Consider the following 26,161-nt stretch of genomic DNA (forward strand, 5'->3'; position numbering starts at 1 on the left):
ATGTAATTTAATCACTTATGATCGCTCGCCAATGCACGATGAGTTTTTCGAGGTTTGTTTTTGCATTGGCAGGGCTTGTGCTGGGGAGACATATATAGGTGATGTTTTCCTTTTTTTTAAAATACTTTAAGTATAACTTGTGAGCCTTTTGTCCATTAAAAACGACCAGTTTGATCGCGGGATTTGCCTCAAGTAGAGCTATAATTGGATTGGGACTTTCGTCTTTGATGGCTAAATCCATGCTGCCGGGACGAGAAGCTTCAGCACATACATCCCAAAGGCCAATACCATTGTTCACTAGCAGGTTTACTTTGTCAGCATAGTTTGTCGCATCTGGGCTATTATATAAATGCCGGATCACTTTCCAAAATCGATTTTGAGGATGTGCATAATATTCATTTTGCTCCAATGATTTATCCCCGGGTAGAGATCCGAGAATGAGTGTTTTTGTGTGGGCATTCACAAGAGGTAAAAAGGATCTTTTGAGCATGATCAAAAATAATAATAAAAATTTTGGCTTTGAAATATGAAATGTTTTTTGCTATATTTATGATATTAAAATGATATCAAATATATATTAATAAATTATGGAAAAGTTGATTAAACCTATGTCGGGCTATTTAGCTCTATTAATTGCGGTAGCTTCTTTTATAGCTGCCATATTTTCGTTTGCCAATGTCGATTCGAGTTCGCTTTATGTTGTACTTGGCGTAGCCTTAATGATCGGGACATTTTTTATCCTGAAGGGATTAATGATTATTAATCCAAATCATTCACGTGTTTTGAATTTCTTCGGTAAATACGTGGGGACGGTCAAAGAAAACGGTTTGTTTTTCGTCAATCCGCTGTATTCTACAATAAAGATCAGTCTACGTTCGGACAACTTACAGGGACAAACGCTGAAAGTAAATGATAAGATGGGAAATCCGATTGAGATAGGTGCAGTCATTGTATGGCAGGTAGGGGATACCTATAAAGCCGCTTATGATGTAAGTAACTATACTTCCTACGTACGTACGCAAAGTGAGGCGGCTGTGCGGCATCTTGCGGGAAGTTTTCCTTATGATAACCTTGAGGACGAGGGGGCTGAGATCACTTTGCGCGAAGGCGGGGATACCGTTAACCATATTCTTGAGCAGGAGCTTTCAGATCGTCTTGCACCTGCAGGAGTTATTATTAAAGAGGCTAGAATTAGCCATTTGGCTTATGCATCCGAAATTGCTGGGGCGATGCTACAAAGGCAACAAGCGGCCGCAATCGTTGCTGCACGTTCCAAGATTGTCGATGGTGCCGTAGGAATGGTTGAAATGGCACTTAAAAAATTGTCCGAAAAAGATATAGTAGAATTGGACAATGAGAAAAAGGCAGCTATGGTAAGTAACCTTATGGTCGTACTTTGTGGAGAAAAGGCTGCAACCCCAATTGTAAATACCGGTACTTTGTATCAATAAACTGAATAAAATGGCAGATAAAAAGAACTTTATGTTGCGGCTAGATGATCAGATGTATAAAGCATTGGAAAAATGGGCCGCGGATGAGTTTAGGAGTGTTAACGGGCAGATAGAATATCTTTTACATAAAGCGCTGCAAGAAAATAAAAGATTGAGTACGGATAAAAAGTCCGCAGATAAAAAATAAAGAATCAAGAACTAAAAATGTACCTTTGGCTTCGTTATAAATGAAGCCAAAGGTACATTTTTTTGTTAAATAATATTTAAGTAATAAGATATGGTGATCAATCCCATTTATAATTTATTGGTGGTAAGCACAAGTACCATCCATGGTAGTCAATTCCTGGAATATATTAGAGAGGATTTTGTGAAGTTTATTGCATCTGATGAGCTGCTATTTGTTCCTTTTGCGCGACCATCTGGAATTTCTTTTGATGCGTATACGGCGAAAGTTCAGGAGGCTCTCAGTGATAAGAATATAAAGGTAAGCGGATTACATGAATTTGAGAACAAGAAAAAGGCTATCCAGGAAGCAAAAGCAATTTTTGTTGGTGGGGGAAATACATTCTTGTTGTTGAAGACCTTGTATGATCTGGATCTTGTGCATCAACTACGTGTACAGGTAGGGAAAGGAATTCCCTATGTAGGTACTTCCGCTGGATCTAATCTGACAGGATTGACCATTGGTACAACAAACGATATGCCTATTGTCTATCCACCTAGTTTTGATGCTTTGGGATTTTTGCCTTTTAATATTAATCCGCATTTTTTGGACCCTGATATGAATTCGACACATAAAGGAGAAACCCGTGAAACCCGTATCCAGGAGTTTCATCAATTTAATTCGCAACCTGTCGTCGGACTTCGGGAAGGAAGCTGGCTCAAAGTAAGTCAAGGTGAAATAAAACTTGAAGGAACGTTGACTGCCCGATTATTCAGACCAAATATGGACGCTGTGGAACTTGATCCTGGATTAATTAATTTTTAAGATTTTGTAAAATCTGCACTCTTTTTGTAGCTTAATAATAAAGTAAAATCAGTTTGCAGCCTATATAAATAAATATTGGGTCTTTCTTCGTTAAAAAATACTTTTGTATATGATTGGATATCATACAAAATAAGGTACTTTTGCGCTAAATCCATTAAAACTTTCTTCCAATGGAAAAAAATTCAGCATTACACCCGGCCGATATTGCGGAAGAAATATCGCGTCTAAGTAAAGGTGAGCAGCATCAACATTTTATGGACTATCCGCTAGAGGATAGATTGGAAATCTTTTCTTTTTTGGAAGTAGATGTTCAATATACGTTGATTAAATCAATGACCGAGCAGGAGTTGTCCGAATTGCTGAATAATCTAAAGCCCGATACGCGCAACGAATTGCTTTCTGAATTGCCGGATGATCTGATTAAATATTTGATTAATCTCTTGAACGAGCGTGAAAAGCAGATGGCCCTGGAGCTGATCGGGTATAAAGAGGATAGTATTGCCCGGTTGATGACACCAATGTATGTGCAGGTACGTCCTTATTATACTGTGGATGATGTCTTTCGGCACATTAAAGTCTTTGGAAGAAAAGCTGAAACGCTCAATTTTATTTATGTTGTTGACGAGAAAAATGTGTTGATTGACGATTTGAAGATCGGTCAGTTACTTTTGTCCGATGGATCTACAAAGATTTCGGACTTAATCGACTATAATTTTGCAGCTATTAAAGCCTCCACACCCATGGAGGAAGCCTTCGAAATTTTCCAGAAATACGACCGAAGTGCCTTACCGATTATTACCGAAGCGGGCGTATTGGTCGGGATTGTGACATTTGATGATGTATTAGACCGGATCGAAGATCGTGACACCGAAGATATTCAACGATTTGGGGGTATGGAGGAATTGGATCTGGCTTATACTAAGACACCATTGCTTCAGCTCGTGCAAAAACGGGCCGGATGGCTTATTATACTATTTTTTAGTGAGATGCTTACGGCGTCAGCCATGGGCTTTTTTGAAGGAGAGCTGGAAAAGGCAGTTGTATTGGCATTGTTTGTTCCCCTAATTATTTCCAGCGGTGGAAATTCGGGTTCGCAGGCAGCGTCACTGATTATTCGAGCTATGGCTCTGGGTGAATTGAAACTCAAAGATTGGTGGTATGTAATGAAAAGGGAAGTTTCTTCCGGATTGATTTTGGGCGGGATATTAGGCTCTATTGGTTTCCTGCGGATATTAGCCTGGCATTTTCTTGGTCTGTATGACTATGGTCCGTATTGGATTGCAATAGGTCTTACGGTAGCGGTGTCTTTGGTGTTTATTGTGTTGTGGGGAACGCTGTCTGGTTCATTTATACCATTTATCTTGCGTCGATTTGGATTGGATCCAGCCACAGCATCTGCGCCCTTTGTCGCAACATTAGTGGACGTTTCGGGATTGATTATTTATTTTACCGTTGCAGCATTCTTTTTGCAAGGTAAATTATTGTAAGCCTTTCAGATAAAATATAGAAAAAAGCATAAAACCACAGCTTGGTTTTATGCTTTTTTTATTGACTGAATTACAAATTCAATTTTCGATACAATTTTTCTTTAATTCCACCTTTCTGGGCAATATAAATTCCTTTTTTTCCGGAGAATATAAATGCGGTTATACAAGCAATTGCTATAAAAACAACAGGTTGGAAGCCGAAAAGTTCATAGCCCATAATGATGCAAGCTAAGGGTGTATTTGTAGCGCCAGAGAATACGGCAACAAAGCCCATCGCAGCTAATAATCCAAGCGGAAGTGGGATAAGGCCACTGAGTGCACTGCCAAGTGTAGCCCCGATAAAAAACAAAGGGGTCACTTCTCCGCCTTTAAAACTGGCAGAAAGCGTAAATGTGGTTAAGACCAATTTGATTAAGAAATCATAATAATCCGAGGGATTATTGAAAGCCTCCTGAATCATTGGAATACCTAAGCCAATATATTTTGTGCTTTTTAGCAATACCACAGTAATCACGATGATGATACCACCGATCACCGGTCTGAGCAGAGGGGATTTGATCTTTTTAAATTGAGTACTGAAGAAGTCCCCCGTGAAAGTAAACAACCATGCTGCCAAGCCAAATAAAATTCCAGCAATCAAACTAAACCCAATATTGCTTAAAGAAAGCGCAGGGATCATTTCATGTATTGGGTAATGTGTGTGCGGTACATGCCATAATTGACAGCTAAAATTTGCGATATAGGCTGTGACAAGGCAGGGGAGGATACCAAAATATCTTTTTTTACCAATGAGCAGGACTTCAAGGCCGAAGACGGTTCCGGCAAGTGGTGTGCCAAATACAGCGGCAAAACCCGCAGTAATACCGATAGATATTAGGATGCGTCGTTCGGTTTTGTCGAAATCAAACCAATGGTTGAGCTGATCGGCTATTGCTCCGCCAATCTGAACTGCTGTTCCTTCACGTCCGGCTGATCCGCCAAATAAGTGGGTAAGTAAAGTCCCGAATAGTACAAGTGGTGCCATAACAAGCGGTATCCTGCGTTGTGGACGAAGATATTCTTCGATTAGGAGGTTATTCCCTTTGCTTGAAGGGTTGCCCCAGCGCTGATAGGATAGGGCAATAATCAAACCTGCAAGTGGTAATCCATAGATTATCCAGGAATTGTTTTCTCTATATTGTGTGACCCAATTCAGCGAAAAAAGAAAGAATGCACAGATTGATCCAACAATAAAGCCTATTATACAGCAAGTAATAAGCCATTTAGCAATAAAATGCAGATTAATTTGAGGTGGTTGATTTGAAATTCTGATAGCCATAAGCCTACACTTTATATAAAATTTGTTGTTTTTATACTAAAAAGTAGACGCCATCAGCTTATTAGGGCGGTTCAAGGCAGACATCATTGCCATATGTTAGACAAAGTTATAAAAAACGAATAATAATTGCAATCCAGCCGAGGATCATCAATAATCCTCCTAGAGGAGTGATTGGTCCAAGAAATTTTAGATTTTTTTTCCAGTATTCTGCAAAGGAAAGAAAATAAATACTTACTGAAAACAAAAGGGTACCTGATGTAATTAAATAATAGGCAACTCTTTCAGATTGATATTCAAAGGATAGGTTTAGCCCAAGAATCAATAAGGTGATCGCTGCATACATTTGATAGCGAACACCCACTTCAAAAGAATCCAGTTTTTCGGGCGATAGAATTTTTTTGAATGCGTGTGCTCCAAAGGCTCCAAGTATAATTGCCAACGCGCCCAATAGGGCAGCAGTAATGATTACAATGTTATTCATAAAAATAGCCTATTTGATAATAGATTTAGTCATGTCAATGTGAAGGATTCCGTAATCTGGATAAGGTTCAGAGTTTTGCTCAAATCCTAATTTCTCATAGAATGACTTTAAGTGGAATTGCGCACCGATTTGAATATCCTGAGGTCCAAAAGCGTCTAAAGTAGCTTCAATAGATTTATGCATAAGCAGTTGGCTTAGGCCTGTGCCTCGGGCTTCTTTCACAACAATAACACGTCCGATGGAAGGTTGTGGATATGAAGTTCCAGCTGGAACTAAACGGGTGTAAGCGACAATCTCTCCATCCTGCTCAGCCCAAAGATGCAGACAGACGTAATCTTTATCATCCAGTTCAGGATATAGACACTCTTGTTCCACTACAAAAACCTCGGTACGTAATTTTAAAATACGGTACAATTCACGGTTTGTTAGCTCTTCAAAATTCTTAAGTTTCCAATTATATTGCATGATAGCGAATAAAGAAGGGAAATTGAGTTTCCGACCATAAAATAAAACAGATTGATCGGTAACTCAATTTGTATTATTAAAAGGGAAAATTATGCCAATAGGCTTTTTACAACTTCGGAAATTGTTTTTCCGTCAGCTTGTCCGGCTAATTTTTGATTAGCAGCACCCATTACTTTTCCCATTTCTTTAATGGATGAAGCGCCGGTCTCAGCGATGATCGCTTTGATAACAGCCTCTACTTCCTCTTTGCTCATTTGTTTAGGAAGGTAAGCCTCAATCACTTTTTCTTCTTCTACCTCGATTTGGTAAAGATCCTCACGATTTTGAGTCTTATAGATTTCAGCAGATTCACGTCTTTGTTTTACCAGTTTTTGTAAAACTTTAATTTCAGCTTCTTGATTCAGATCTTCTGCATGGCCTTTCTCCGTTTTCGCGAGGAGAATAGCTGCTTTAATCGCACGTAATCCACGCAATGCTGCCGTATTTTTTGCAATCATTGCTGCTTTAATGTCTTGATTTATTTGTGTTTCTAATGACATGATATTTAAATTATTTTCGATTGACAATCGTGCCTGTAGCCTGTGCTGTCGGCATTATTAATAGATCGTTGATATTAACATGAGCTGGTCTGGTGATGACGAAAAGAATAGTTTCAGCAATGTCGGTACCGGTCAGGGGCTGTACGCCTGTATACACGCTTTTTGCTCTTTCTTTGTCTCCATGAAAGCGAACCTCAGAGAATTCTGTTTCAACCATACCGGGGTCGATAGAAGTGACTTTTATACCTTTGGAAAGTAAGTCTATACGCATCGCTTTTGTTAGCGCATCTACCGCATGTTTGCTTGCGCAGTATACGTTACCATTTGGGTATACTTCTTTGCCTGCAATAGAGCCCAAATTGACAATATGTGCTCCATTTGCGGTATCCATTAATGGGATGACTGCTTTGCTGACATAAAGTAGTCCTTTGACATTGGTGTCGATCATTCGATCCCAGTCACCGATATCGCCATCCTGGATCGGATCCAGACCTTGGCTAAGGCCTGCATTATTGATCAATACATGGATTGTTTTCCATTCCTCTGGTAAACCGTTCATTTGGTTTTGAACCTGTTCTGAATCTCTGACATCCAATTCAAACGTATGAATTTTGATATGGGGATAGATTGAATTCAATTTTTCCTTCAATATATCCAGCCGATTTAGTCTACGGGCACATAGCAAAAGGTTGTAGCCTTCCTTCGCCAACACTTCAGCACAGGCTTGACCAATACCTGAACTTGCTCCTGTGATGAAAACTGTCTTTGTCATATATTTTAACTAGTTGAAATAGTAAACCTCATTACCAACTGTAAATTCATCTGTTGATAAAACTCAATTAAGAATCCTTCATAGACTTATTTGGTAGCAATATAAATTGTGCAGATGCCAAATGTTTGTGGTCTCACAATCGTTTGGTCGAAGCCAGCTTTTTTATTTATTGCAACAAATTTCTGTCCATCTGGAAACTGAGCAACGGATTCCGGTAAATATTCGTAAGCACTGGCATCTTTTGAGAAGAATTTTCCAATGGTCGGTGTTACATATTTGAAATAAAAATTGTAGAGCTGCTTTATCGGGAATTTTTTGGGATTCGAAAATTCCAAAATAACGGCCTTACCACCGGGTTTCAATACGCGGTAAATGTCGGACAATCCTTTTTCTAAGTTTTCAAAGTTACGGACACCAAATGCAACAGTAACAGCGTCAAAGGTATTGTCTTCAAATTGAAGCCTTTCCGAATCGCCTAATTGTACTTCAAATTGATTTTCCAGTCCTTTGTTTACAATTTTCTTTTTAGCCACATCAAGCATTCCTTGAGAAATATCGACTCCAATTATTTTTTTTGGATTCAATATCTTGATGGATTCCAATGCAAAATCACCTGTTCCGGTAGCCACATCTAACATGAGCTGAGGTTTAATGGACTTCAGGGCATTAATGGCTTTCTTTCGCCATATAATATCAATCCCTAAGGACATGAAGTGGTTTAAGAAATCATAGGAATGGGAAATATTGTTGAACATATCCGCTACCTGTTTTTTCTTGCCATCATTGGCATCTTTATAGGGCTTTAATGTTGAAGAATCGTGCGTCATTTTACAAATATACAATATAAGTATATTTTTAATGCTTAAAATGGGATTTGTTTTTTGATTTAAAGTTGAAGCCTTTTCTGCGTTAACAAAGCAATGCTAGCGTGGTGTTCAGGTAGAATTAAACCCAATCATTTTGAATTTCGATCATTTTGGTTATTCACAATGCTTTAAGTTATCAACACTTTTTAATGTATTGATTTTAAGTACTTGTTTTTTATTTTCAACATGTTTTCAACATGTAATGTTGAAAAGTGGATCGTTAAAACTGTGTCCTTCAAAGCGTTTTGACGTTTGGTGCCTGACGGACTAATTATGCTGTTTGTAATTCAGCGTCTTTGTGAATTTTATTTTTTATACATTTGTTATCCCGTCTTAAATTTAAGAGCGGGGAAGCTATATTTCTGATATAATATCATGATGAACGAGAGCAATTTTGAAGCGAATAACACGGATAATAACAAAAGAGGTAGTTATGGTGAGCGCCGTACCAAATTAAACAACATGGTAAGCGGCTTGGGTAAGCTACCGCCCCAGGCAGTAGATCTTGAGGAAGCTGTTTTGGGCGCATTGATGCTTGAAAAAAATGCACTGAGCGAGATTATTGATATTTTAAAACCAGAGTCTTTTTATAAGGAATCACATCAGAAAATTTTTGAAGCTATATTTGGCTTATTTCAAAAGACTTCGCCTATTGATATTCTGACAGTCACCTCCGAGTTACGTAGAATGGGGGCACTGGAAATGGTGGGTGGAGCTTATTATATCACGCAGCTTACCGATCGAGTTGTTTCTGCTGCTAATATCGAATACCATGCGCGTATTATTTCGCAAAAATATATCCAAAGGGAGCTGATCAAAGTTTCTACTGAGATTATTAATAGTTCATATGATGAGACCTCGGATATTTTTGATCTCTTGGATCATGCCGAGAAGAGCTTGTTTGATATTGCACAAAATAACTTGAGAAGAGATTCGCGTAAGATGGATGACATTATGCGTGAAGCAATTTCCAATCTTGAGATGTTGCGTGATCGTACAGATGGCCTGACGGGTGTACCATCGGGTTTAACTGCACTTGATCGCATGACTTCTGGTTGGCAGCCTTCTGACTTAGTGATTATCGCCGCTCGTCCAGCGATGGGTAAAACAGCGTTTGTATTGTCTGTAGCGCGAAATGCTGCTGTTGACCATGGCAAGGCTGTTGCAGTATTCTCGCTGGAGATGTCCTCTGTTCAGCTGGTTAATCGTCTTATCGCAGGTGAAACCGAAATTGAACAAGAGAAGCTGAAAAAAGGTAATCTTGCCGATCATGAATGGCAACAATTGCATTCACGTATCGGTCGACTGACTGAGGCGCCAATCATTATTGATGATACTCCTGCATTGAACGTATTTGAATTTAGGGCAAAATGCCGTCGTCTGAAAGCACAATATGATATCCAGATGGTGATTGTCGATTACTTGCAATTGATGCATGGTAAAGCTGAAGGCAAGGGCGGTGGTAACCGTGAGCAAGAAATCGGTAGTATTTCTCGTGCTTTGAAATCTGTTGCGAAAGAGTTGAGTATTCCGGTACTGGCATTATCGCAGTTGAGCCGTGCAGTGGAGTCCAGACCAGGAAATAGTAAAAGGCCGATGCTATCGGATTTGCGTGAATCAGGATCTATCGAGCAGGATGCCGATATGGTACTTTTCTTATATAGACCAGAGTATTATGGTTTGACCGAAGATGAAGAGGGACGCCCAACAGCAGGTGTCGGTGAAGTTATTATCGCCAAGCACCGTAATGGTGAAACGGGGATCGTACCACTTCGTTTCGTAGGTAAATTCGTTAAATTTGTCGATCTTGAAGACGAGTTTTCCGGAATGGGTGGCGGTGATGGTTTTGGAGATGCTCCAACTACATTTTCTGCCTCAGCATTGAATCCGTCACCAAATTTTGGTGAAGACTTCGGTGGAGCAGGCTTTAGCGGAGGCATTACGATGCCTTCTCGCATGAATGATATGCCTGACGATGCACCTTTTTAATCTGTAATTTTACATCAGTATCCATAAATGGGAAAGCCGAAATATCATATTTCGGCTTTTTTATTGACCTAGGTTTAATCAACCATCGTTGCTATCTTCGTTATCTTCTACGGATTGTTGTATATTTTCACTTTAAGCAACTAGAATTTGTACGTCACCCCAGCCCCGACGATCTGTCTGATCTGTAAAGCAGAGTTCCGTTTTCCGATTTCTTTTCCATCTTTGATAACAGGAATGGCTGTATTGTCATCGTAAATCATCTGTATGCCAGCATTTACAGTGATGAATTTATTGACCTTCATGAAGAGATTAGCAGTGTAGTCAATGTCAACATTCTGTGGTTTATCCAAGTAATTTGAATAGAGTTTCAAGATATTTTCAAAGGCAACATTTTCCATGAGGTTTACCTTGTAATAAGCATCAAAAGAAGCTCCGAATTCAGTTCTCACTTTTTTACCTGGGTCTAGTCCGTATCTTGTAGAAAGAAGAGTATCATTGACAAAAACGAATCTTACCGCCGCTGGAGATAGATTAAATCTCAAGTTGTCAGACTTTTTGTAGGCAAAACCCGGTCCAAAACTTAAATATGCTGGGGCTAAAAATCGTGAAATACGCTCTTTGGGAGTTTTGGTATAATCAAACCCATCGGCAAATTGCGTGTTAAAGTTCAGAAAAAAGGTATACAGCCAATATTCTGAGGCTTTATGTCCCAGTAAACTATTCAATACTAATCTATCATCATTTTTGCGCCAGCCCGATTCCTTTTGGAAAGTTAAACCATAGGCTGCTAATACTTTGTTATCCCAAGACCATTTGTCTTTCTTATAATTGAAATCATAATTTAAGGTAAGATTTCCCGAAAATGAATTGACACCCCCTGCGGCCCAATTTGAGAAGGAACTCTGGTTGATCAAAAAAGTGTTTTCACCTTTAATTATCCATGTTTTGCTGGTATCTATAGAGGTTTCCTGGCTGAAACTTCGAAAGCTAATTAAACTTAAGGCAATAAGAAAGATCGATTTAATTTTTTTCATACTAAAATTTGGTTTTTGTGCATATGTTGCGAAAATAAATGTTCTATAACTAAACGAATATCTTTGTTTATTGTTTTGTGGCTTTTTGTTTACGTATATTTTAAATAAAATCGGAACTTTGGGAACTTGATTGATACTATGAAAATAACGTTACTTTGTATTGGAAAGACAGATGATAAATACTTGATCGAAGGAATCGACAAATACATCAAAAGACTAAAGTTCTATGTCAACTTTAATATTGTTGTGATACCGGACATCAAAAATAGTAAAAGCCTTTCTGAGGAGCAGCAGAAAGAGAAAGAGGCCGGATTGATTTTAAAACAATTACAGCCACAGGATATGGTCATACTACTGGATGAGTTTGGTAAAGAGTTTCGCTCTTTGGATTTTTCTGCTTATTTAGAGAGAATGATGATCAATAGTGTGCAACATATGGTTTTTATTATTGGCGGTCCTTACGGATTTGATCAAAAGATCTATGACCGTGCCAGTTCCAAAATGTCCTTGTCAAAAATGACATTTTCGCATCAGATGATCCGTTTATTCTTTACAGAACAACTCTATCGGGCGTTTTCAATTATGAAAGGTGAACCTTATCATCATGAATAATATGGAAAAAAGTCCGTAACTTCATCATTAATAAAAACAGACTTATGAATTTGCCAAATAAACGTGATTATCACTATAAAAGTGATGAAGGAGAGAAAAATAGCCAATTGAATAAATACATCATGATAGCCTGTATCGTTATTGTGATTTTATTGGCAATTTATTTTGCATAATTTGATATCCTCTAATTACGGAATAAGTAAAAGAATAAATCTCTTACTTAATATCCGTATGGAGGATATCAGCAGATGATTTTAATAAATTTGATTGAAATTGTTTGGAGGAAAACGCTTAATTTTTCGGAGAAGGTTGGTTGGTTTTGCGCGTTCTTTTTGGTTGAGTGTTGTTTACAAATCCCCAGTTGGTCACATAGAATGATAAGGGGTTAATTTCTAATAATTTTTTCATTTTTTCTTTTTTTACCATATAATATTTTATTGTTTCGATTGTATATTGATCAATAATCGAGCCAAACTTTAGGTTGTGCCCAGTGACCTTTTGGGATTTAGTATTATGTAATAGGAGTAATAAAATTGAAAAAATAGAGGAAGACCTGAGTTTCACCAGAAGAGTAATGGCTAAATTCCCTGAACGCATCATTGAAGGAGCTGTCCAAAAAGTAAATAGAACCCTCCGCATAGTAGATGTTCGAAGAAAAACTGTCGTGGGGATACGAATAGAATAAAAAAACAGCGATGTCTGATCTTTTCAGACATCGTTGTTTTTTTATAATTACTTTTTATCTATTTTATAGAGTCTGCCAAGATCAGTAATTGCATATAAGGCCCCGTCCGGCCCTTGTGTAATATCTCTGAACCGCTGCCCTTCACTGCCTAATAGTCGTTCTTCGCCAACAACCTTATTATCTTTCAAAATAATTCTGGCAATATGCGTGCTACTTAAACCGCAAATAAAGAGATTATTTTTCCATTCAGGAATGTTTTGTCCTGTATAGAATGTGATTCCACTTGGAGAGAGCACAGGATCCCAATAATAAACCGGTTGTTCAAGTCCTTCTTTTTGCTGTATTCCAGCACCAACTTTATCTCCTTTATATTCAATTCCGTAAGTTATGGTTGGCCAACCATAATTGTTACCTGCCTGGATTTTGTTGAGCTCATCTCCACCACGTGGGCCAAATTCAGTTTCCCATAAATCACCAGTTTCAGGATGGAAAGCAAGCCCCTGCGGATTACGATGTCCATAGCTGTAGATCTCTGGTCGTGCATTTGCTTTTCCGATAAATGGATTGCCTGATGCAGGCTGTCCGTCTTTTGTGATGCGCAAAATCTTGCCCAGAGCAGCATTCAAATCCTGAGCCAGAGGTCTCGTCACTAAATCGGAGCGCTCTCCGGTACTAAAAACAATATTTCCTTCTTTGTCAAAAACGATACGTCCGCCGTAATGGAGATTACCTTTATGAGCGGGAGTAGCTTGATAGATAACCTTAGCCTCTTCAAATGATTTTTCATCCGCAGAGAGCTTACCTTTAGCAACAGCCGTTAATGTTCCTGCGGGGGTATTGTCCGCAAATACCCAGTAGACCATACGGTTGGAGCTAAAATTCGGATCGAGCCTCAGCCCGAGTAATCCACCTTGACCACTTGTGTTGACAGCAGGTATACCTTTGATTGGTTCGCTTAATTTGCCATCAGCACTTGCAATACGCATATCGCCCTCTTTCTCTGTAATTAGCAGTCTGCCATCAGGTAGCGCTACAATACCCCAGGGAGACTTTAGTCCCTCGGCTATCACTTTACCCTCGAAAGCTGTAGTTGTTTTAGCACCAGCAATTCTGGTCTGCCCAGCAAAAGCAGGTTTGTAGTCCGAATTTGCTTTTTGCGTTTCTACCGGTGGATAGCTTGTAGTATCCTTAGGATTCGCTGTGCTATCTGAACCGGAGTTTGAATTTGCATGGTTGGAATTGCAGGCGGTCAAGCCAAGTGATATCGTTAAAAGGCTTATTGTCAGTTTATTTTTCATTATTAATGACTTGTTTTTTTGGTCTGATTGTTCGTTTGAAGATATTAAAAATTAATGAAATGCTGTCCGATATCATGTAATAAATTTATCGACATCCGGCCATAAGCCTAATAAAGGGGCGGCAGGATAACAAATCCATCTATTTTTGACGGGTATTTTTAAGGGGAAACTAGAGGGTGTTCAGACAGTGAGTCAGTATCTGTTGTAGTTCTTTGTCTTTATTGACATAATAATCGCTAACCTCTAATAGTGCATTTGTGCTTAAATTATAGACACATACAGGAATATAGTTTGGTTGAGCGGATGTTTCAAAAGTCTTAAAATAGTCCGCACTTTCCTGAAAAGTTGAAAACTCTTTTGACTCACAATGCTGTGTCTCTTGATTGTATGCAATGGTTACATAATTCTTTTTCATTGTATGCTCCTTTACCTAGAATAACGAAAAGAAAACGACAAAAGTTTTAAAAATTTGCAGCTTTTTATTTTCAAACACTGATATGGCTGGCATCTACAAGTTTTCCGAAGAATATTTTTGCTTTGCTTTCAAAATCCCTAGGATCATCAGTGGTGTAGAAGGCCAACTGACTGTTTTTTGAACAGTATGTTTCTATTTCAGTATGACGGTGAAGGTATTCCTGTAGACTTTTCGCAACGATAGGTCCTTGGGAAATAATATTGACATTTTTTGGGACGTATTTTTCGATTACGGGTAATAATAAGGGGTAATGCGTACATGCCAATACAATGGTATCAATTTGATCGGATTTCTGCAACAGTTCATGGATATCTTTTTGGACAAAATAATGTGCGCCCTCAGTATTAATCTCATTATTTTCAACCAGTGGAACCCAAAAAGGACAGTCGTGTTGAAAAACCTCAATTTCCGGATTAAATTTATGTATCTCTATCTTATAGGATTCCGATTTTACCGTTCCTGTCGTTGCGAGGATACCGATTTTGTTTGTTTTCGTATAATTATGGATGATTTCAGTTGTTGGTCTGATGACCCCAAGTACTTTTTTTCCGGGAGGAAGATCGTTTTGCTGAATCGTTCTTAATGCTTTTGCCGAAGCGGTGTTACAGGCTAAGATAACAAGATTACATCCTAAATCAAACAATTTAAACACACATTGCTTGGTGTAACTATATACGGTTTCAAACGAGCGTGTACCATAGGGGACACGTGCATTGTCACCTAAATAAATATAATCATATTGAGGAAGGAGCTGCTGAATTTCCTTAAATACAGAAAGGCCGCCATAGCCGGAGTCGAAAATGCCAATAGGACCAGAAGTCAGTGTATTATCCATAACGCAATGCTATAAGTTACATCCACCTATAACATTGCGTTATAAGATTCAGTTTTACTGAAGCAAAGATGGTTTCTCTTTATATATTTTCCAAATTAATTCGCCAAATAATGTATTAGTCCAGGCAAACCAATGTCTTGTGAATTTTTTTGGATCATTCTTATGGAAGGATTCATGCATAAATCCTGTACCACCATGTGTGCTCACTAAGGTTTTGATGCAATTGCGGATCTCTTCATCATTTGTCGAAGTTTGCGCACGCATAATAATGGACATTGGCCAAATCATATCGCGGCCAATATGCGGCCCCCCGATACCTTCGGCTGCGGTACCTTTAAAGAAGAATGGGTTTTTGTCGGACAGCACAAAATTACGTGTACGCTGATAGACTTCGTCATTAAGATTGACTGCACCTAAATAGGGCAGAGCCAATAAACTAGGGATATTTGCGTCGTCCATCATGAGATGACTTGAATAACCATCTACTTCAAACGCATATATTCTTCCCAAGGTTGGATGATCTATAATTCCATATTTATTTACGGCAGCCTCAACTTCATTCGCAAGCGATTCCATTTTTGCCGAAAGTGTCTGTTCGTTTTTAACCTTTTTGAGAATTTCCGCAGATTGTCTCAAACTGACCACTGCAAATAGGTTGGAAGGAATCAGGAAAGAAAAGATAGTCGAGTCATCCGAAGGTCTAAAGCTTGAGCAAATCAAACCTACCGGATTTACGGGATAACCGTAACCATCCACTTGTAGTGTGTCTGAACCCCTTGACGTTGTTCGCTCAAATTTATAAGGACCTAAATTATCCTTACGTTGCTGTTCAACAAAAGTTTGATAGATCTTGTGCTGAGCCTCTAGCCATTCTTCGTTAAATGGACTACTGTCATTTGTTTCCTTCCAGTAATGGTAAGCAAGTCGAATCGGATAACATAGTGAATCAATTTCCCATTTTCGTTCATGGATTCCGGGTTTCATGCTTGTGTGGTCACTGAACCATTCGCCTTTTTTTGTTGGGTCATTATAAAAAGCATTTGCATAAGGATCAATGTTGATGCATTTACTTTGTTTTTGTATTAATCCAACAATGAGATTCTGCAATTTTTTATCTTTTTTCATGAAAGGAAGATAGGGCCACACCTGTGCGCTACTGTCACGTAACCACATTGCATCTATATCTCCTGTAATAACATAGGTATAGTTTCTGCCATTTTGAACATAGGGAAATACAGTCGTATCCAATGTATTTGGAAAGCAGTTGTTAAATAACCAGGTCAGTTCCTTGTTTTTGACATTTTTTTGAAACTCTGTAATGGCATCTTCAATGACTTTACTTGAAAAAAGCCGTTTTTCTTTGGCTGTGCGTACAGTAGGAAAAGAATGTTCCTGAGCAAAAGAAAATTTGCTTGCAAATGCACCTGCTGTCAATAAGGTTGCGTTTTGGATAAAAGTTCTGCGTTTCATGCTTATTAGGGCTGATTTTTTGTTATACAAGGTTATTTACTAGAATGCAAGATATAAATATTTTTGAATATAACGAACAGCAAATACGATTTAGCATTATAAAATTGACTACGCATGTTAATAAAGTCATTTTTATTCGGTTAATTTGCAGTTAGGAATGCATTTTGCTAGAAGAAATAATCTTTGAAATAATTTTATGGGGCTTAATATATCAAAAAAAAATAATTTACTTCGAATTGTGCTGGCAGGCATCGGGGTAGGTGTCTCGTTCGCAGGTTTTGGACAAATTAAAAGTCAGCCTTATTCGTATCATTTTTATCAGAAAATGAACGATGTCGTTTATTCTACTGAAACGAGAATGCACACAACAGCTAAACCATTTGTCATCAAGGATTCTTTGTTGTTGGCCAAATTTGACTCGATTCAATCCAATAAACCGGTTTCCTCATCAAATTGGTTCATGCGTAAAATCTTTAATGAACATTTGATTCAAGTGGAGAAAGATGATTATACGTTTTATGCGGATTTTTTGCCGGATATGTATATTGGAAAAGATATGCAGGGCGATAAACGTCGTACATGGATGAATGGTAGAGGATTTCAAGTGGGATTGAATGTGGGTAATAAATTCACCTTTAATTCATCGGCCTTTGAAAGCCAAGCTGTTTTTCCAAAGTATCTTGACGATTATATTGTCGCTAATAAAGTAATTCCTGGTCAGGGAAATACCAAATTTCAGGCTAAAAATAAAATGGACTGGATGTATGCGACTGCAAGTATGACCTACGATGCACACAAGTATATCCAAGCGACTATAGCATACGATAAGAACTTTATTGGAGATGGTTACCGCTCGATGTTGCTTTCTGACTTTTCGTCTAATTATGCACATCTGAAGCTGACCGGTACGATCGGCAATGTACAGTATACATCCATTTGGGCTTACATGAATGATCCGACACATCCAAGAGAGGATCTAACTGGGATATATCCTATGGAAGGCCAAAAAAATACGCGTTTAGGTGACGGGAAAAAATGGGGAGCTTTTCAATATTTGGATTGGAATGTGACTAATAAATTGTCCGTTGGTTTTTTTCAATCTGTGGTTTGGGCAGCGCAAGATGAGGCCGGAAAGCGCGGATTTGACTTTAGCTATTTGAGTCCAATTATCTTTATTCGCCCTGTGGAGAGTAATAATCGTACGTCACCCGATAAGATGTTCCTAGGGCTGACGTCCAAATATAAATTGCCTTATAATTTGACTGTTTATGGTCAGTTTCTATTAGGCGAATTTACGGCCAAGGAATTTTTTGCGGGTAATGGTTATGCACATAACAAGTGGGGTGCACAGTTAGGGGTAAGAGGTTATGACATGTTTGGTGTCAAAAACCTAAACTTCCTTGCGGAGTATAATACTGCTAGACCCTATACTTACGCACACTTTAAATCCTATTCCAATTATAGTAACAATGCCGAGCCATTGGCGCACCCAAAAGGTGCTAACTTTAGAGAATTGGTTGGTCTCGTAAACTATGCCTGGGACAGATGGGACTTTTCATTACAGGGAATGTATACACAAAACGGATTGGATCTTCCTGACGGAACTAATATGGGCGGAAATATCTTTCAATCGTATAACACCATCCCGAATATGTATGGAAACCATATCGCACAGGGGATAAAAAATAATATCTATTATGCGGATGCGAAAGCAGCGTATGTACTGAATCCGAAATATAACCTTCGTTTAGAATTGGGGTATATGCAACGCTATGCGAAAGCACAATATGAAACACCTGTCGTGAATAAATCAGGCGTGGTAACATTTGGACTTCGTTCAAGCTTTAGAGCAATCTATAATGATTTATAGGAAGTTTTTATATATTTGAGCAATTACAGCTTATGAAAACATCATGATTATTCAGGCCGTATAAAGGAATGTATAATCATGATGTTTTTTGTTTAATATATTCATTTTAATGTCGTTTAAAATGTAACCGATACTACTGGGTTAGTTTGAATGCATAATCGAATAGATAATATTGAATCAATCACTAAATACCGATGAAAAAAATCCTTGTATTAAATGGCCCAAACTTAAATCTATTGGGTGTTAGGGAAAAGTCAATCTATGGAAGTCAGGATTTCTTGAGTTATTTTGAGGAGTTAAAGACACGTTTTTCTACAGTTCAATTGGAATATTTTCAGAGTAATTCTGAGGGCAAATTAATTGATAAAATTCATGAGGTCGGTTTCGAGTATGATGGCATCGTAATGAATGCTGGAGCATATACCCATACATCTATTGCCATTGGGGACGCTATTGCTGCTGTTCAGACCCCAGTTATTGAAGTTCATATCAGCAATGTTCATCAACGGGAAGAATTTAGGCATCATTCCTTTTTGGCTAAAAACTGTAAGGGGGTAATCTGTGGCTTTGGGTTAGATAGTTATAGACTTGGCATCGAAGCTCTTTTAGTTTAAAAAATCTATTGTAGATACTTAGTTTGCTCCTAGAACATCCGTACTGAGCGCAGTGAAGCATGATCGATTAAAAAAGGCCTAACGGGCAATAAATAAGATGATGTGGGAGCAATTAGGATGCAAAGAATACGTTAGTTATAAAAAGAATAGGCGGGAATTCCCGCCTATTCTTTTTAACTGTATGCCCTTAGATTTTATCCGATAAGGCTTCTTATCTCTACTTCATCTGCTTTGATTTGCGCTTTCATTTCCTCTAATGAGTCAAAGCGTTCATCATGACGAATAAAGTGCAGGAATTTAACACGGAGCGTCTTGCTATAGATATCCTGATCAAAATCAAATAGGCTGATTTCAATCGCACGATTCATACCGTCAACCGTAGGTCTTGTGCCAATATAGCCCATGCCTTTAGCGATAGAAATAGGATTCTCTTCTTTATACTCGCCTGTAGTAATATTCTGGATGTGGTTGTATATATAAACCTCTACTGCGTATATACCATAAGCAGGAATTAATTTATGCGGTTCATGTACCTGTAGATTGGCTGTAGGAAATCCAATGGTACGCCCGATTTGATCCCCTCGGATCACTGTTCCCGTTAATTCAAAAGGATAACCTAAATATAGATTGGCTGTTTTGATATCACCTTTAATCAGTGCTTCACGCACACGCGTGGAAGAGACTGCGATGTCATTGATATCCTGTTCCGGGATCTCATCTACACTATAGTCGAATATGGATGCAAACTGTTCCAAATCGCCTAATGTACCCTTACGATCTTTTCCAAAATGGTGATCATATCCGATAACGATTTTTTTAGTACCCAATTTACCTACAAGCACATTGCTAATATATTCTTCAGGAGTTTGATTGGAAAAATCTCGGGAGAAGGGGATAATGATAAGATGGTCAATACCGACCTTGCTCAGTTGACTTACTTTTTCCTCAATATCATTTATTAAACGTAAGCTATCATCATCTGGGTTAATAATTAACCGTGGATGAGGGAAAAAAGTAAGTAATATGGTTTCGCCGTTAATTTTTTGAGCAGCTTCTTTTAAGTGGACCAATATTTTTTGGTGGCCAATATGAACACCATCAAAAGTACCAATGGTAACTACTGCATTTTCAACGGGGGAGAAATCTTCTAAACTTCTGTAGATTTTCATTTATTGGATTTTTTGCAAAAATAAGATAAAGAATCAATAAAGTGCAGCGATGGGTTTATTTAATGATTTCCTTATGACGTTTTATTTCGGCGATAAGCTGTTCAAGATTCCAGGCGTTTTCAATCGTATAATCACCACTTTTGGTACGTCTTAAAGAACTTAGGTGGGATCCACTATGTAATACTTTTCCAAAGTCGTATGCTAATGATCTGATGTATGTGCCTTTTGAGCAAGAAATGCGAAAATACACATTCGGAAGTTCAATCTTCTCAATTTCAAAACTATTGATCCTTACCTGGCGGGATTTTATTTCAACCTCTTCACCGCGACGAGCTTTTGCATAGACACGTTCACCATTGATCTTTATGGCAGAATGCGCTGGAGGAAACTGTTGTATGTCGCCTTCAAAGGTCTTTGCCGCATCAAAGATCATCTGTTCGGTAATATGATCGATAGGGAATAGCTCATCAATTTCGGTTTCCAGGTCATAAGATGGAGTGGTTCCGCCCAATGTAATTGTCCCTGTATATTCTTTGTCTTCGGCCTGGTAGCTGTCGATCTTTTTTGTCAACTTACCTGTGCAGACAATTAGCAACCCCGTTGCTAAGGGGTCTAATGTACCTGCATGGCCAACTTTTAATTTTAATGGTTTCAGTGAGTTTCTGACTTTCCCAACAACGTCGAAACTTGTCCATGTTAAAGGTTTATCAATCAACAACATTTCGCCTTCAGCAAAATTAAACCTTGCTGAGTTTTCACCAACCTCTATATTCTCCATGAAAAAATTTTAGATAATTTGTAAACTATGACCTGAAAGAAGTAGCACGAGAATAACAACTCCCACAACTATTCTATACCATCCGAAGGCCTTAAAACCATACTTGGTTAAAAATCCAATAAAGGATTTTATTGCAACAATTGCGACAACAAAACCAATGAGGTTACCTACAATAAGAAGATTAAGCTCTTCGCCTGTAAATGTATTTCCTTCTTTGAAGAATTTCAATAGTTTAACAGCTGAAGCGCCAAACATCATCGGCAAAGCCAGAAAGAATGAAAATTCTGCGGCTGCTTTACGTGTTAATTTTTCGGCCATACCACCGATGATGGTACTAGCGGATCGGGATGTACCGGGAATCAGAGCCAGACATTGGTATACACCGATCATAAAGGCTTGCTTGTAAGAGACGTTGTCCGAATCTTCAACAGTAGGTTTATTAAACCATTTGTCGACAAAAAGTAGGACAACACCGCCGATTACCAGCATAATCGCAACCATCAGCGGGCTTTCCAAAAGTGAATCGATAAAATCGTTGAAAAGTAATCCAAGTACCGATGCAGGAATAGCAGCGATCACCAACTTATAGTAAAATGAAAGCGATTTAAAGAATCGCTTGTAATATAAGACGAGAACTGATAAAATCGTTCCCAATTGAATGACAATCGTAAATAATTTAACAAAGGCAGAGGGTTGAATACCCATCAGTGCAGTTGCTATAATCATGTGACCTGTAGAGGAGACAGGCAAAAACTCCGTTAATCCTTCGATGATAGCAAGGATTATAGCTTCAATAATAGACATCAGTTTTTAATAAGATTATTCTTCAGTTTTAGTTGTTTTGGGGCGATACAGGATCGCTACAAATCCCAATGCAAAGCCGAGGACGACTACAATTGGCGCTAAAGTTATTTTGGTAAAACTATAAATATCAGTTTCACCGGACATCAGCGCAAAGCCTATGACTACAAGAACCAAGCTAGCTATAAAAAGCTGATAATTTAATTTTGAAAATACGAAGGAACCTCTATTTACAGATTCAGTAGATTTCTTTATTTGAGCCATTTTTATCTATATAAATCGTTAGATTGAGCTTTTAAATATTTAGTTACGGCGAAGTAGGTACTAAGCCCTGAGATTAAAATCCCGATGCAGATAACACCTAAGAAGATGATCGCAAACTCAAACCAGTTGCGTAAAAAGACCAATTCAGGTATTTGTTGTTGTGCTAATTTGAGCGTCAATATCAATAGTAGGATCGCAATCAGTGAACCCAGCAAACCATGGATAATACCATAAGTGATAAAAGGTTTACGAATAAAGTTTTTAGTTGCGCCGATTAATTGCATGCTTTTAATTAAGAAACGCTGCGAGTAAATGGCCAAACGTATGGTGTTGTTAATTAATGCCACAGCGATAATCAATAAAATAACAGCAAAAGCCAAAACAATCATACCGATGATGCGTACGTTTTTATTGACCATATCAATCAATGACTCCTGATAGACAACCTCTTTTATTTTATTGTTTTTAGAGATTTTTTCGATGAAAGTCTTGATGCTATCCGTATTGGCATAATTCTCCTTCATATAGACATCCAATGACGGCAATAATGGGTTGTGCCCAAGGTACTGTACAAAATCTTCACCAAGATCTTCTTTCAGGTTTTTGGCAGCAATTTCTTTGCTGATATACACTGAACGAAGGACATAAGGGTCTTTTTCAAGATCTTTTTGCAAAGAAAGTACATCGCCTTCACTGGTGCCATCATTTACAATAACATTCAGGACAATGTTTTCTTTAACGTACTTTGAAAGATTTTTAGCGTGCACCAATAATAAGCCTAACATACCTGTTACCAATAGTACCAGTGCTATACTGATAACTGTGGATACATATACAGACTTTGTTTTTCTTTTTTGTGTGCTTAATTCGTATTCTGACATAATAAGCAAAAATTTATTTGCGAAAGTAACTAATTGAGCGGAAGATTTCGAATTTATCTTGTAATTACTTTGATAAAAATCAATTCGAATTTAGTTTTCTACCTATGTTTAAATAACTTTTCAATACTAGAATTTATTGTTCAAACTACAAAAATTTTATCACATTTCAGTATTAAAATCGTAATTTCGCAAGTCATAAAAATTCCTTACGAACAAAAATGGAGTATAATCACAAATCATTAGAGAAAAAGTGGCAGAAGTTTTGGGCGGATCATCAAACATATAAAACATCAGATGCGCATCAGAAGCCAAAATACTATGTGTTGGATATGTTTCCTTATCCATCTGGGGCAGGACTACATGTTGGTCATCCACTCGGATACATTGCTTCGGATATATTTTCAAGATACAAACGACTGAAAGGCTTCAATGTATTGCATCCAATGGGTTATGATTCCTTTGGACTTCCTGCAGAGCAATATGCGATTCAAACGGGTCAACACCCTGCCGTTACAACCGAGGCAAATATCAATCGTTACCGCGAGCAGATGGACAACATCGGTTTCTCATATGATTGGAGTAGAGAAGTTCGTACTTCTGAACCTGAATACTATAAATGGACGCAGTGGATTTTTATGAAATCATTCGGTTCTTGGTATAATAAAGAGACGGATAAAGCTGAACCCATTGATACATTGATTACGAAATTTTCGACAAATGGTTCTGCTGCTGTTCAAGCTGTTTCTGACGAAGATGTATTAGAATTCACTTCGGAAGAATGGAAATCTTTTGATGAAGAAAAACAACAACGTGAGTTGTTAAAGTATCGTATTGCTTATCTGCGTGAGAGCACGGTCAATTGGTGTGCTGCTTTAGGGACAGTATTGGCTAATGATGAGGTGATCAATGGCGTGTCCGAGCGTGGAGGGTATCCTGTAGAGCAAAAGAAGATGATGCAATGGTCAATGCGTATCACTGCTTATGCCGATCGTTTGTTAAAAGGTTTGGATACCATTGATTGGCCAGAGCCCTTGGTAGAAATGCAACGTAACTGGATCGGAAAATCCGTTGGAGCTTCGGTCAAATTCCCAGTTCCACAGTTGGACTCCGAAATTGAAGTCTTTACAACTCGTGTGGATACTATTTTCGGTGTTTCATTTGTCGTTTTGGCACCTGAACATGAATTGGTCGCATTGTTGACGACAGCCGAACAAAAAGCTGAAGTTGAAGCTTATATTGAGAAGACATCAAAAAAATCTGAACTAGATCGTATGGCCGATACCAAAACAGTATCGGGAGCCTTTACAGGTTCATTTGCTAAACACCCTATTTCAGGCCGTGATGTGCAGATCTGGATTGCAGATTATGTTTTGGCGGGATATGGCACAGGGGCGGTTATGGCTGTACCTAGTGGCGATCAACGTGATTATGTTTTTGCTAAGCATTTTAATTTAGAAATTATTCCGATTTCGGATACACAGCAGATTGAAGAAGAGGCTGATCCGAATAAGGATGGAAAATACATCAATTCTGATTTTATCAACGGTATGACCTATCAGGAGGCTGTGCCTGCGCTGATTGCGAAGCTGGAAGAATTGAAATTAGGCAAAGCGAAGATCAATTTCCGTATGCGCGATGCGATTTTTGGTCGTCAACGTTATTGGGGCGAACCCGTACCAGTCTACTTTAAAAATGGTCTACCGTACCTTATTAAAGAAGAAGAACTACCATTATTATTACCTGAGGTTGATAAATACCTGCCAACAGAGTCTGGGGAACCTCCTTTGGGGCGTGCTAAAGACTGGAAATATGAAGATCAGTATGAATATGAGTTGAGTACAATGCCAGGTTGGGCAGGTTCTTCATGGTATTGGTTCAGATACATGGATCCAAAGAATGAGGGTAACTTTGCTTCAAAAGAAGCTGTTGACTACTGGAAAGCTGTTGATTTATACATTGGCGGTTCAGAACATGCTACAGGTCACTTGTTATATTCACGTTTTTGGAATAAATTTTTAAAAGATCTTGGCTATCATAATGAGGAAGAACCATTCCGAAAATTGATCAACCAAGGTATGATTCAAGGGCGTTCAAATTTTGTCTACCGTGTACTCGATGAAGAGGGCAGAGGAACCAATCAATTTGTGTCCTATGGCTTGAGAAATGATTATAATACAATTCCTTTGCATGTCGATGTTAATATCGTATCGAATGATGTTTTGGATCTTGAAAAATTCAAAAATTTCAGACCTGATTTTGCGAATGCTGAATTTGTTTTGGAAAACGGTAAATACATTTGTGGTAGCGAAGTGGAGAAAATGTCCAAGTCGAAATTCAATGTCGTCAATCCAGATGATATTATTGAGACTTATGGCGCTGATACCTTACGTCTTTACGAAATGTTTTTGGGGCCATTGGAGCAAGCCAAACCATGGAATACCAATGGTATCGAAGGTGTCTACAAGTTTCTAAAGAAAGTATGGCGCCTGTTTCACGATGCCGAAGGTAATTTTAATGTTTCAGATGAAGAGCCTTCAAAAGCCGAGTTTAAAGCTTTACATAAGATTATTAAGAAAGTGGAAGATGATATCGAGCGTTTCTCGTTCAACACGTCTGTTTCGGCCTTTATGATCTGTGTGAATGAATTGACCGATTTGAAATGCAATAAGCGCCAGATATTGGAGCAACTTGTTATCGTTCTTCAATCTTATGCACCGCATATTACGGAGGAATTGTGGCATTTATTGGGGCATGAGGCAGGTACACTTTCTCAGGCAACTTATCCTACGTTCAAACCGGAATATCTAGTCGAATCTGAATTTGCATATCCGGTCTCTTTCAATGGTAAAATGAAGTTTAATCTATCACTTGCATTGGATTTAGATCAACAAACTGTTGAAGAAATGATCAAGGCACATGCCGATGTACAAAGACATCTGGACGGTAAGCCAATTAAGAAGATTATTTTTGTAAAAGGGAAAATAATCAATATTGTAGCTTAGTCTATACAGTTATCAAA

General features: G+C 38.3%; 27 protein-coding genes and 1 riboswitch. Of the genes, 10 read left to right on the forward strand and 17 right to left on the reverse strand.

The window, feature by feature from the left end; all coding sequences use genetic code 11:
• Positions 1 to 7: 7 nt before the first annotated feature.
• Positions 8 to 490, reverse strand: coding sequence for a DNA-deoxyinosine glycosylase (locus LC454_RS02280; protein WP_223578770.1), 483 nt, complete (start codon positions 488 to 490; stop codon positions 8 to 10).
• Positions 491 to 587: 97 nt separating this feature from the next.
• Between LC454_RS02280 and LC454_RS02285 the strand changes: the two genes are divergently transcribed.
• From LC454_RS02285 to mgtE, 4 genes are all read left to right on the forward strand, one after another.
• Complete coding sequence (locus LC454_RS02285) at positions 588 to 1,451, forward strand: SPFH domain-containing protein (RefSeq protein WP_223578771.1); 864 nt, start codon at positions 588 to 590, stop codon at positions 1,449 to 1,451.
• Between the two features lie 10 nt (positions 1,452 to 1,461).
• Complete coding sequence (locus LC454_RS02290; protein WP_223578772.1) at positions 1,462 to 1,638, forward strand: ribbon-helix-helix domain-containing protein; 177 nt, start codon at positions 1,462 to 1,464, stop codon at positions 1,636 to 1,638.
• 90 nt (positions 1,639 to 1,728) lie between these two features.
• Entirely contained in the window at positions 1,729 to 2,439 is a 711-nt protein-coding gene (gene pepE / locus LC454_RS02295) for a dipeptidase PepE (protein WP_223578774.1), read from the forward strand.
• Positions 2,440 to 2,609: 170 nt separating this feature from the next.
• Positions 2,610 to 3,926, forward strand: coding sequence for a magnesium transporter (gene mgtE / locus LC454_RS02300; protein WP_223578776.1), 1,317 nt, complete (start codon positions 2,610 to 2,612; stop codon positions 3,924 to 3,926).
• 70 nt (positions 3,927 to 3,996) lie between these two features.
• Here mgtE and LC454_RS02305 read toward each other — a convergent pair whose 3' ends face one another.
• The 6 genes from LC454_RS02305 to ubiE all read right to left on the reverse strand — a co-directional run bounded on the left by LC454_RS02305 (position 3,997) and on the right by ubiE (position 8,328).
• Complete coding sequence (locus LC454_RS02305; RefSeq protein ID WP_223578786.1) at positions 3,997 to 5,244, reverse strand: chloride channel protein; 1,248 nt, start codon at positions 5,242 to 5,244, stop codon at positions 3,997 to 3,999.
• A 37-nt stretch (positions 5,245 to 5,281) separates the two neighbouring features.
• A riboswitch (Fluoride riboswitch) is annotated at positions 5,282 to 5,344 on the reverse strand.
• A gap of 6 nt (positions 5,345 to 5,350) precedes the next feature.
• On the reverse strand, positions 5,351 to 5,725 hold the full coding sequence (locus LC454_RS02310) for a DUF423 domain-containing protein (protein WP_223578788.1): 375 nt from the start codon (positions 5,723 to 5,725) through the stop codon (positions 5,351 to 5,353).
• 9 nt (positions 5,726 to 5,734) lie between these two features.
• Positions 5,735 to 6,190 (reverse strand): GNAT family N-acetyltransferase, encoded by a 456-nt coding sequence (locus LC454_RS02315; RefSeq protein WP_223578790.1) that lies wholly within the window; start codon positions 6,188 to 6,190, stop codon positions 5,735 to 5,737.
• An 89-nt stretch (positions 6,191 to 6,279) separates the two neighbouring features.
• Positions 6,280 to 6,729, reverse strand: coding sequence for a GatB/YqeY domain-containing protein (locus LC454_RS02320; RefSeq protein WP_223578792.1), 450 nt, complete (start codon positions 6,727 to 6,729; stop codon positions 6,280 to 6,282).
• Positions 6,730 to 6,739: 10 nt separating this feature from the next.
• The gene (locus tag LC454_RS02325) at positions 6,740 to 7,501 is read right to left on the reverse strand and encodes an SDR family oxidoreductase (protein ID WP_223578794.1); all 762 of its coding nucleotides are present in this window, start codon (positions 7,499 to 7,501) and stop codon (positions 6,740 to 6,742) included.
• Positions 7,502 to 7,587: 86 nt separating this feature from the next.
• Positions 7,588 to 8,328 (reverse strand): bifunctional demethylmenaquinone methyltransferase/2-methoxy-6-polyprenyl-1,4-benzoquinol methylase UbiE, encoded by a 741-nt coding sequence (gene ubiE / locus LC454_RS02330; protein WP_223578796.1) that lies wholly within the window; start codon positions 8,326 to 8,328, stop codon positions 7,588 to 7,590.
• A 414-nt stretch (positions 8,329 to 8,742) separates the two neighbouring features.
• On the opposite strand from ubiE, the gene dnaB reads away from it, so the two are divergent.
• A complete protein-coding gene (dnaB, locus tag LC454_RS02335) occupies positions 8,743 to 10,356 on the forward strand; it encodes a replicative DNA helicase (protein WP_223578798.1) in 1,614 nt (537 codons plus the stop codon).
• 140 nt (positions 10,357 to 10,496) lie between these two features.
• Here the strand turns inward: dnaB and LC454_RS02340 are convergent, their stop codons facing one another.
• Positions 10,497 to 11,390, reverse strand: a complete 894-nt coding sequence (locus tag LC454_RS02340; RefSeq protein WP_223578800.1) for a DUF3078 domain-containing protein — start codon at positions 11,388 to 11,390, stop codon at positions 10,497 to 10,499.
• 138 nt (positions 11,391 to 11,528) lie between these two features.
• Here LC454_RS02340 and rlmH point away from each other — a divergent pair, with 138 nt between their 5' ends.
• Together rlmH and LC454_RS26340 are read left to right on the forward strand one after the other, a co-directional pair.
• The gene (rlmH, locus tag LC454_RS02345; RefSeq protein WP_223578802.1) at positions 11,529 to 12,002 is read left to right on the forward strand and encodes a 23S rRNA (pseudouridine(1915)-N(3))-methyltransferase RlmH; all 474 of its coding nucleotides are present in this window, start codon (positions 11,529 to 11,531) and stop codon (positions 12,000 to 12,002) included.
• A 44-nt stretch (positions 12,003 to 12,046) separates the two neighbouring features.
• Positions 12,047 to 12,175 (forward strand): hypothetical protein, encoded by a 129-nt coding sequence (locus tag LC454_RS26340; RefSeq protein ID WP_262507815.1) that lies wholly within the window; start codon positions 12,047 to 12,049, stop codon positions 12,173 to 12,175.
• Positions 12,176 to 12,734: 559 nt separating this feature from the next.
• On the opposite strand, the gene LC454_RS02350 is transcribed toward LC454_RS26340, so the two are convergent.
• The 4 genes from LC454_RS02350 to LC454_RS02365 form a co-directional block, all read right to left on the reverse strand.
• Positions 12,735 to 13,985: a PQQ-dependent sugar dehydrogenase gene (locus tag LC454_RS02350; RefSeq protein ID WP_223578804.1), complete on the reverse strand. Its 1,251-nt coding sequence runs from the start codon at positions 13,983 to 13,985 to the stop codon at positions 12,735 to 12,737.
• A 169-nt stretch (positions 13,986 to 14,154) separates the two neighbouring features.
• Positions 14,155 to 14,400, reverse strand: coding sequence for a hypothetical protein (locus tag LC454_RS02355; RefSeq protein ID WP_223578806.1), 246 nt, complete (start codon positions 14,398 to 14,400; stop codon positions 14,155 to 14,157).
• A 70-nt stretch (positions 14,401 to 14,470) separates the two neighbouring features.
• Entirely contained in the window at positions 14,471 to 15,295 is an 825-nt protein-coding gene (gene murI / locus LC454_RS02360; RefSeq protein WP_223578808.1) for a glutamate racemase, read from the reverse strand.
• Between the two features lie 54 nt (positions 15,296 to 15,349).
• Positions 15,350 to 16,765: a glycoside hydrolase family 125 protein gene (locus LC454_RS02365; RefSeq protein WP_223578810.1), complete on the reverse strand. Its 1,416-nt coding sequence runs from the start codon at positions 16,763 to 16,765 to the stop codon at positions 15,350 to 15,352.
• A 196-nt stretch (positions 16,766 to 16,961) separates the two neighbouring features.
• Between LC454_RS02365 and LC454_RS02370 the strand changes: the two genes are divergently transcribed.
• Positions 16,962 to 18,635 (forward strand): gliding motility protein RemB, encoded by a 1,674-nt coding sequence (locus LC454_RS02370; protein WP_223578812.1) that lies wholly within the window; start codon positions 16,962 to 16,964, stop codon positions 18,633 to 18,635.
• Positions 18,636 to 18,829: 194 nt separating this feature from the next.
• Positions 18,830 to 19,249, forward strand: coding sequence for a type II 3-dehydroquinate dehydratase (aroQ, locus tag LC454_RS02375; RefSeq protein WP_223578814.1), 420 nt, complete (start codon positions 18,830 to 18,832; stop codon positions 19,247 to 19,249).
• Positions 19,250 to 19,443: 194 nt separating this feature from the next.
• Here aroQ and LC454_RS02380 read toward each other — a convergent pair whose 3' ends face one another.
• The 5 genes from LC454_RS02380 to LC454_RS02400 are packed head-to-tail and all read right to left on the reverse strand — an operon-like array spanning position 19,444 to position 23,142.
• Positions 19,444 to 20,418, reverse strand: a complete 975-nt coding sequence (locus LC454_RS02380; RefSeq protein ID WP_223578816.1) for a bifunctional riboflavin kinase/FAD synthetase — start codon at positions 20,416 to 20,418, stop codon at positions 19,444 to 19,446.
• A 55-nt stretch (positions 20,419 to 20,473) separates the two neighbouring features.
• A complete protein-coding gene (gene truB / locus LC454_RS02385; protein ID WP_223578818.1) occupies positions 20,474 to 21,196 on the reverse strand; it encodes a tRNA pseudouridine(55) synthase TruB in 723 nt (240 codons plus the stop codon).
• A gap of 9 nt (positions 21,197 to 21,205) precedes the next feature.
• A complete protein-coding gene (locus LC454_RS02390; RefSeq protein ID WP_223578820.1) occupies positions 21,206 to 22,000 on the reverse strand; it encodes an undecaprenyl-diphosphate phosphatase in 795 nt (264 codons plus the stop codon).
• A 15-nt stretch (positions 22,001 to 22,015) separates the two neighbouring features.
• A complete protein-coding gene (locus tag LC454_RS02395) occupies positions 22,016 to 22,261 on the reverse strand; it encodes a DUF3098 domain-containing protein (RefSeq protein WP_223578822.1) in 246 nt (81 codons plus the stop codon).
• A gap of 2 nt (positions 22,262 to 22,263) precedes the next feature.
• Positions 22,264 to 23,142 (reverse strand): cell division protein FtsX, encoded by an 879-nt coding sequence (locus LC454_RS02400; RefSeq protein WP_120258349.1) that lies wholly within the window; start codon positions 23,140 to 23,142, stop codon positions 22,264 to 22,266.
• A gap of 218 nt (positions 23,143 to 23,360) precedes the next feature.
• Here LC454_RS02400 and leuS point away from each other — a divergent pair, with 218 nt between their 5' ends.
• A complete protein-coding gene (gene leuS, locus LC454_RS02405; protein WP_223578824.1) occupies positions 23,361 to 26,144 on the forward strand; it encodes a leucine--tRNA ligase in 2,784 nt (927 codons plus the stop codon).
• Positions 26,145 to 26,161 lie beyond the last annotated feature (17 nt).

This window comes from Sphingobacterium sp. GVS05A, assembly GCF_019969845.1.
Lineage (GTDB): Bacteria > Bacteroidota > Bacteroidia > Sphingobacteriales > Sphingobacteriaceae > Sphingobacterium.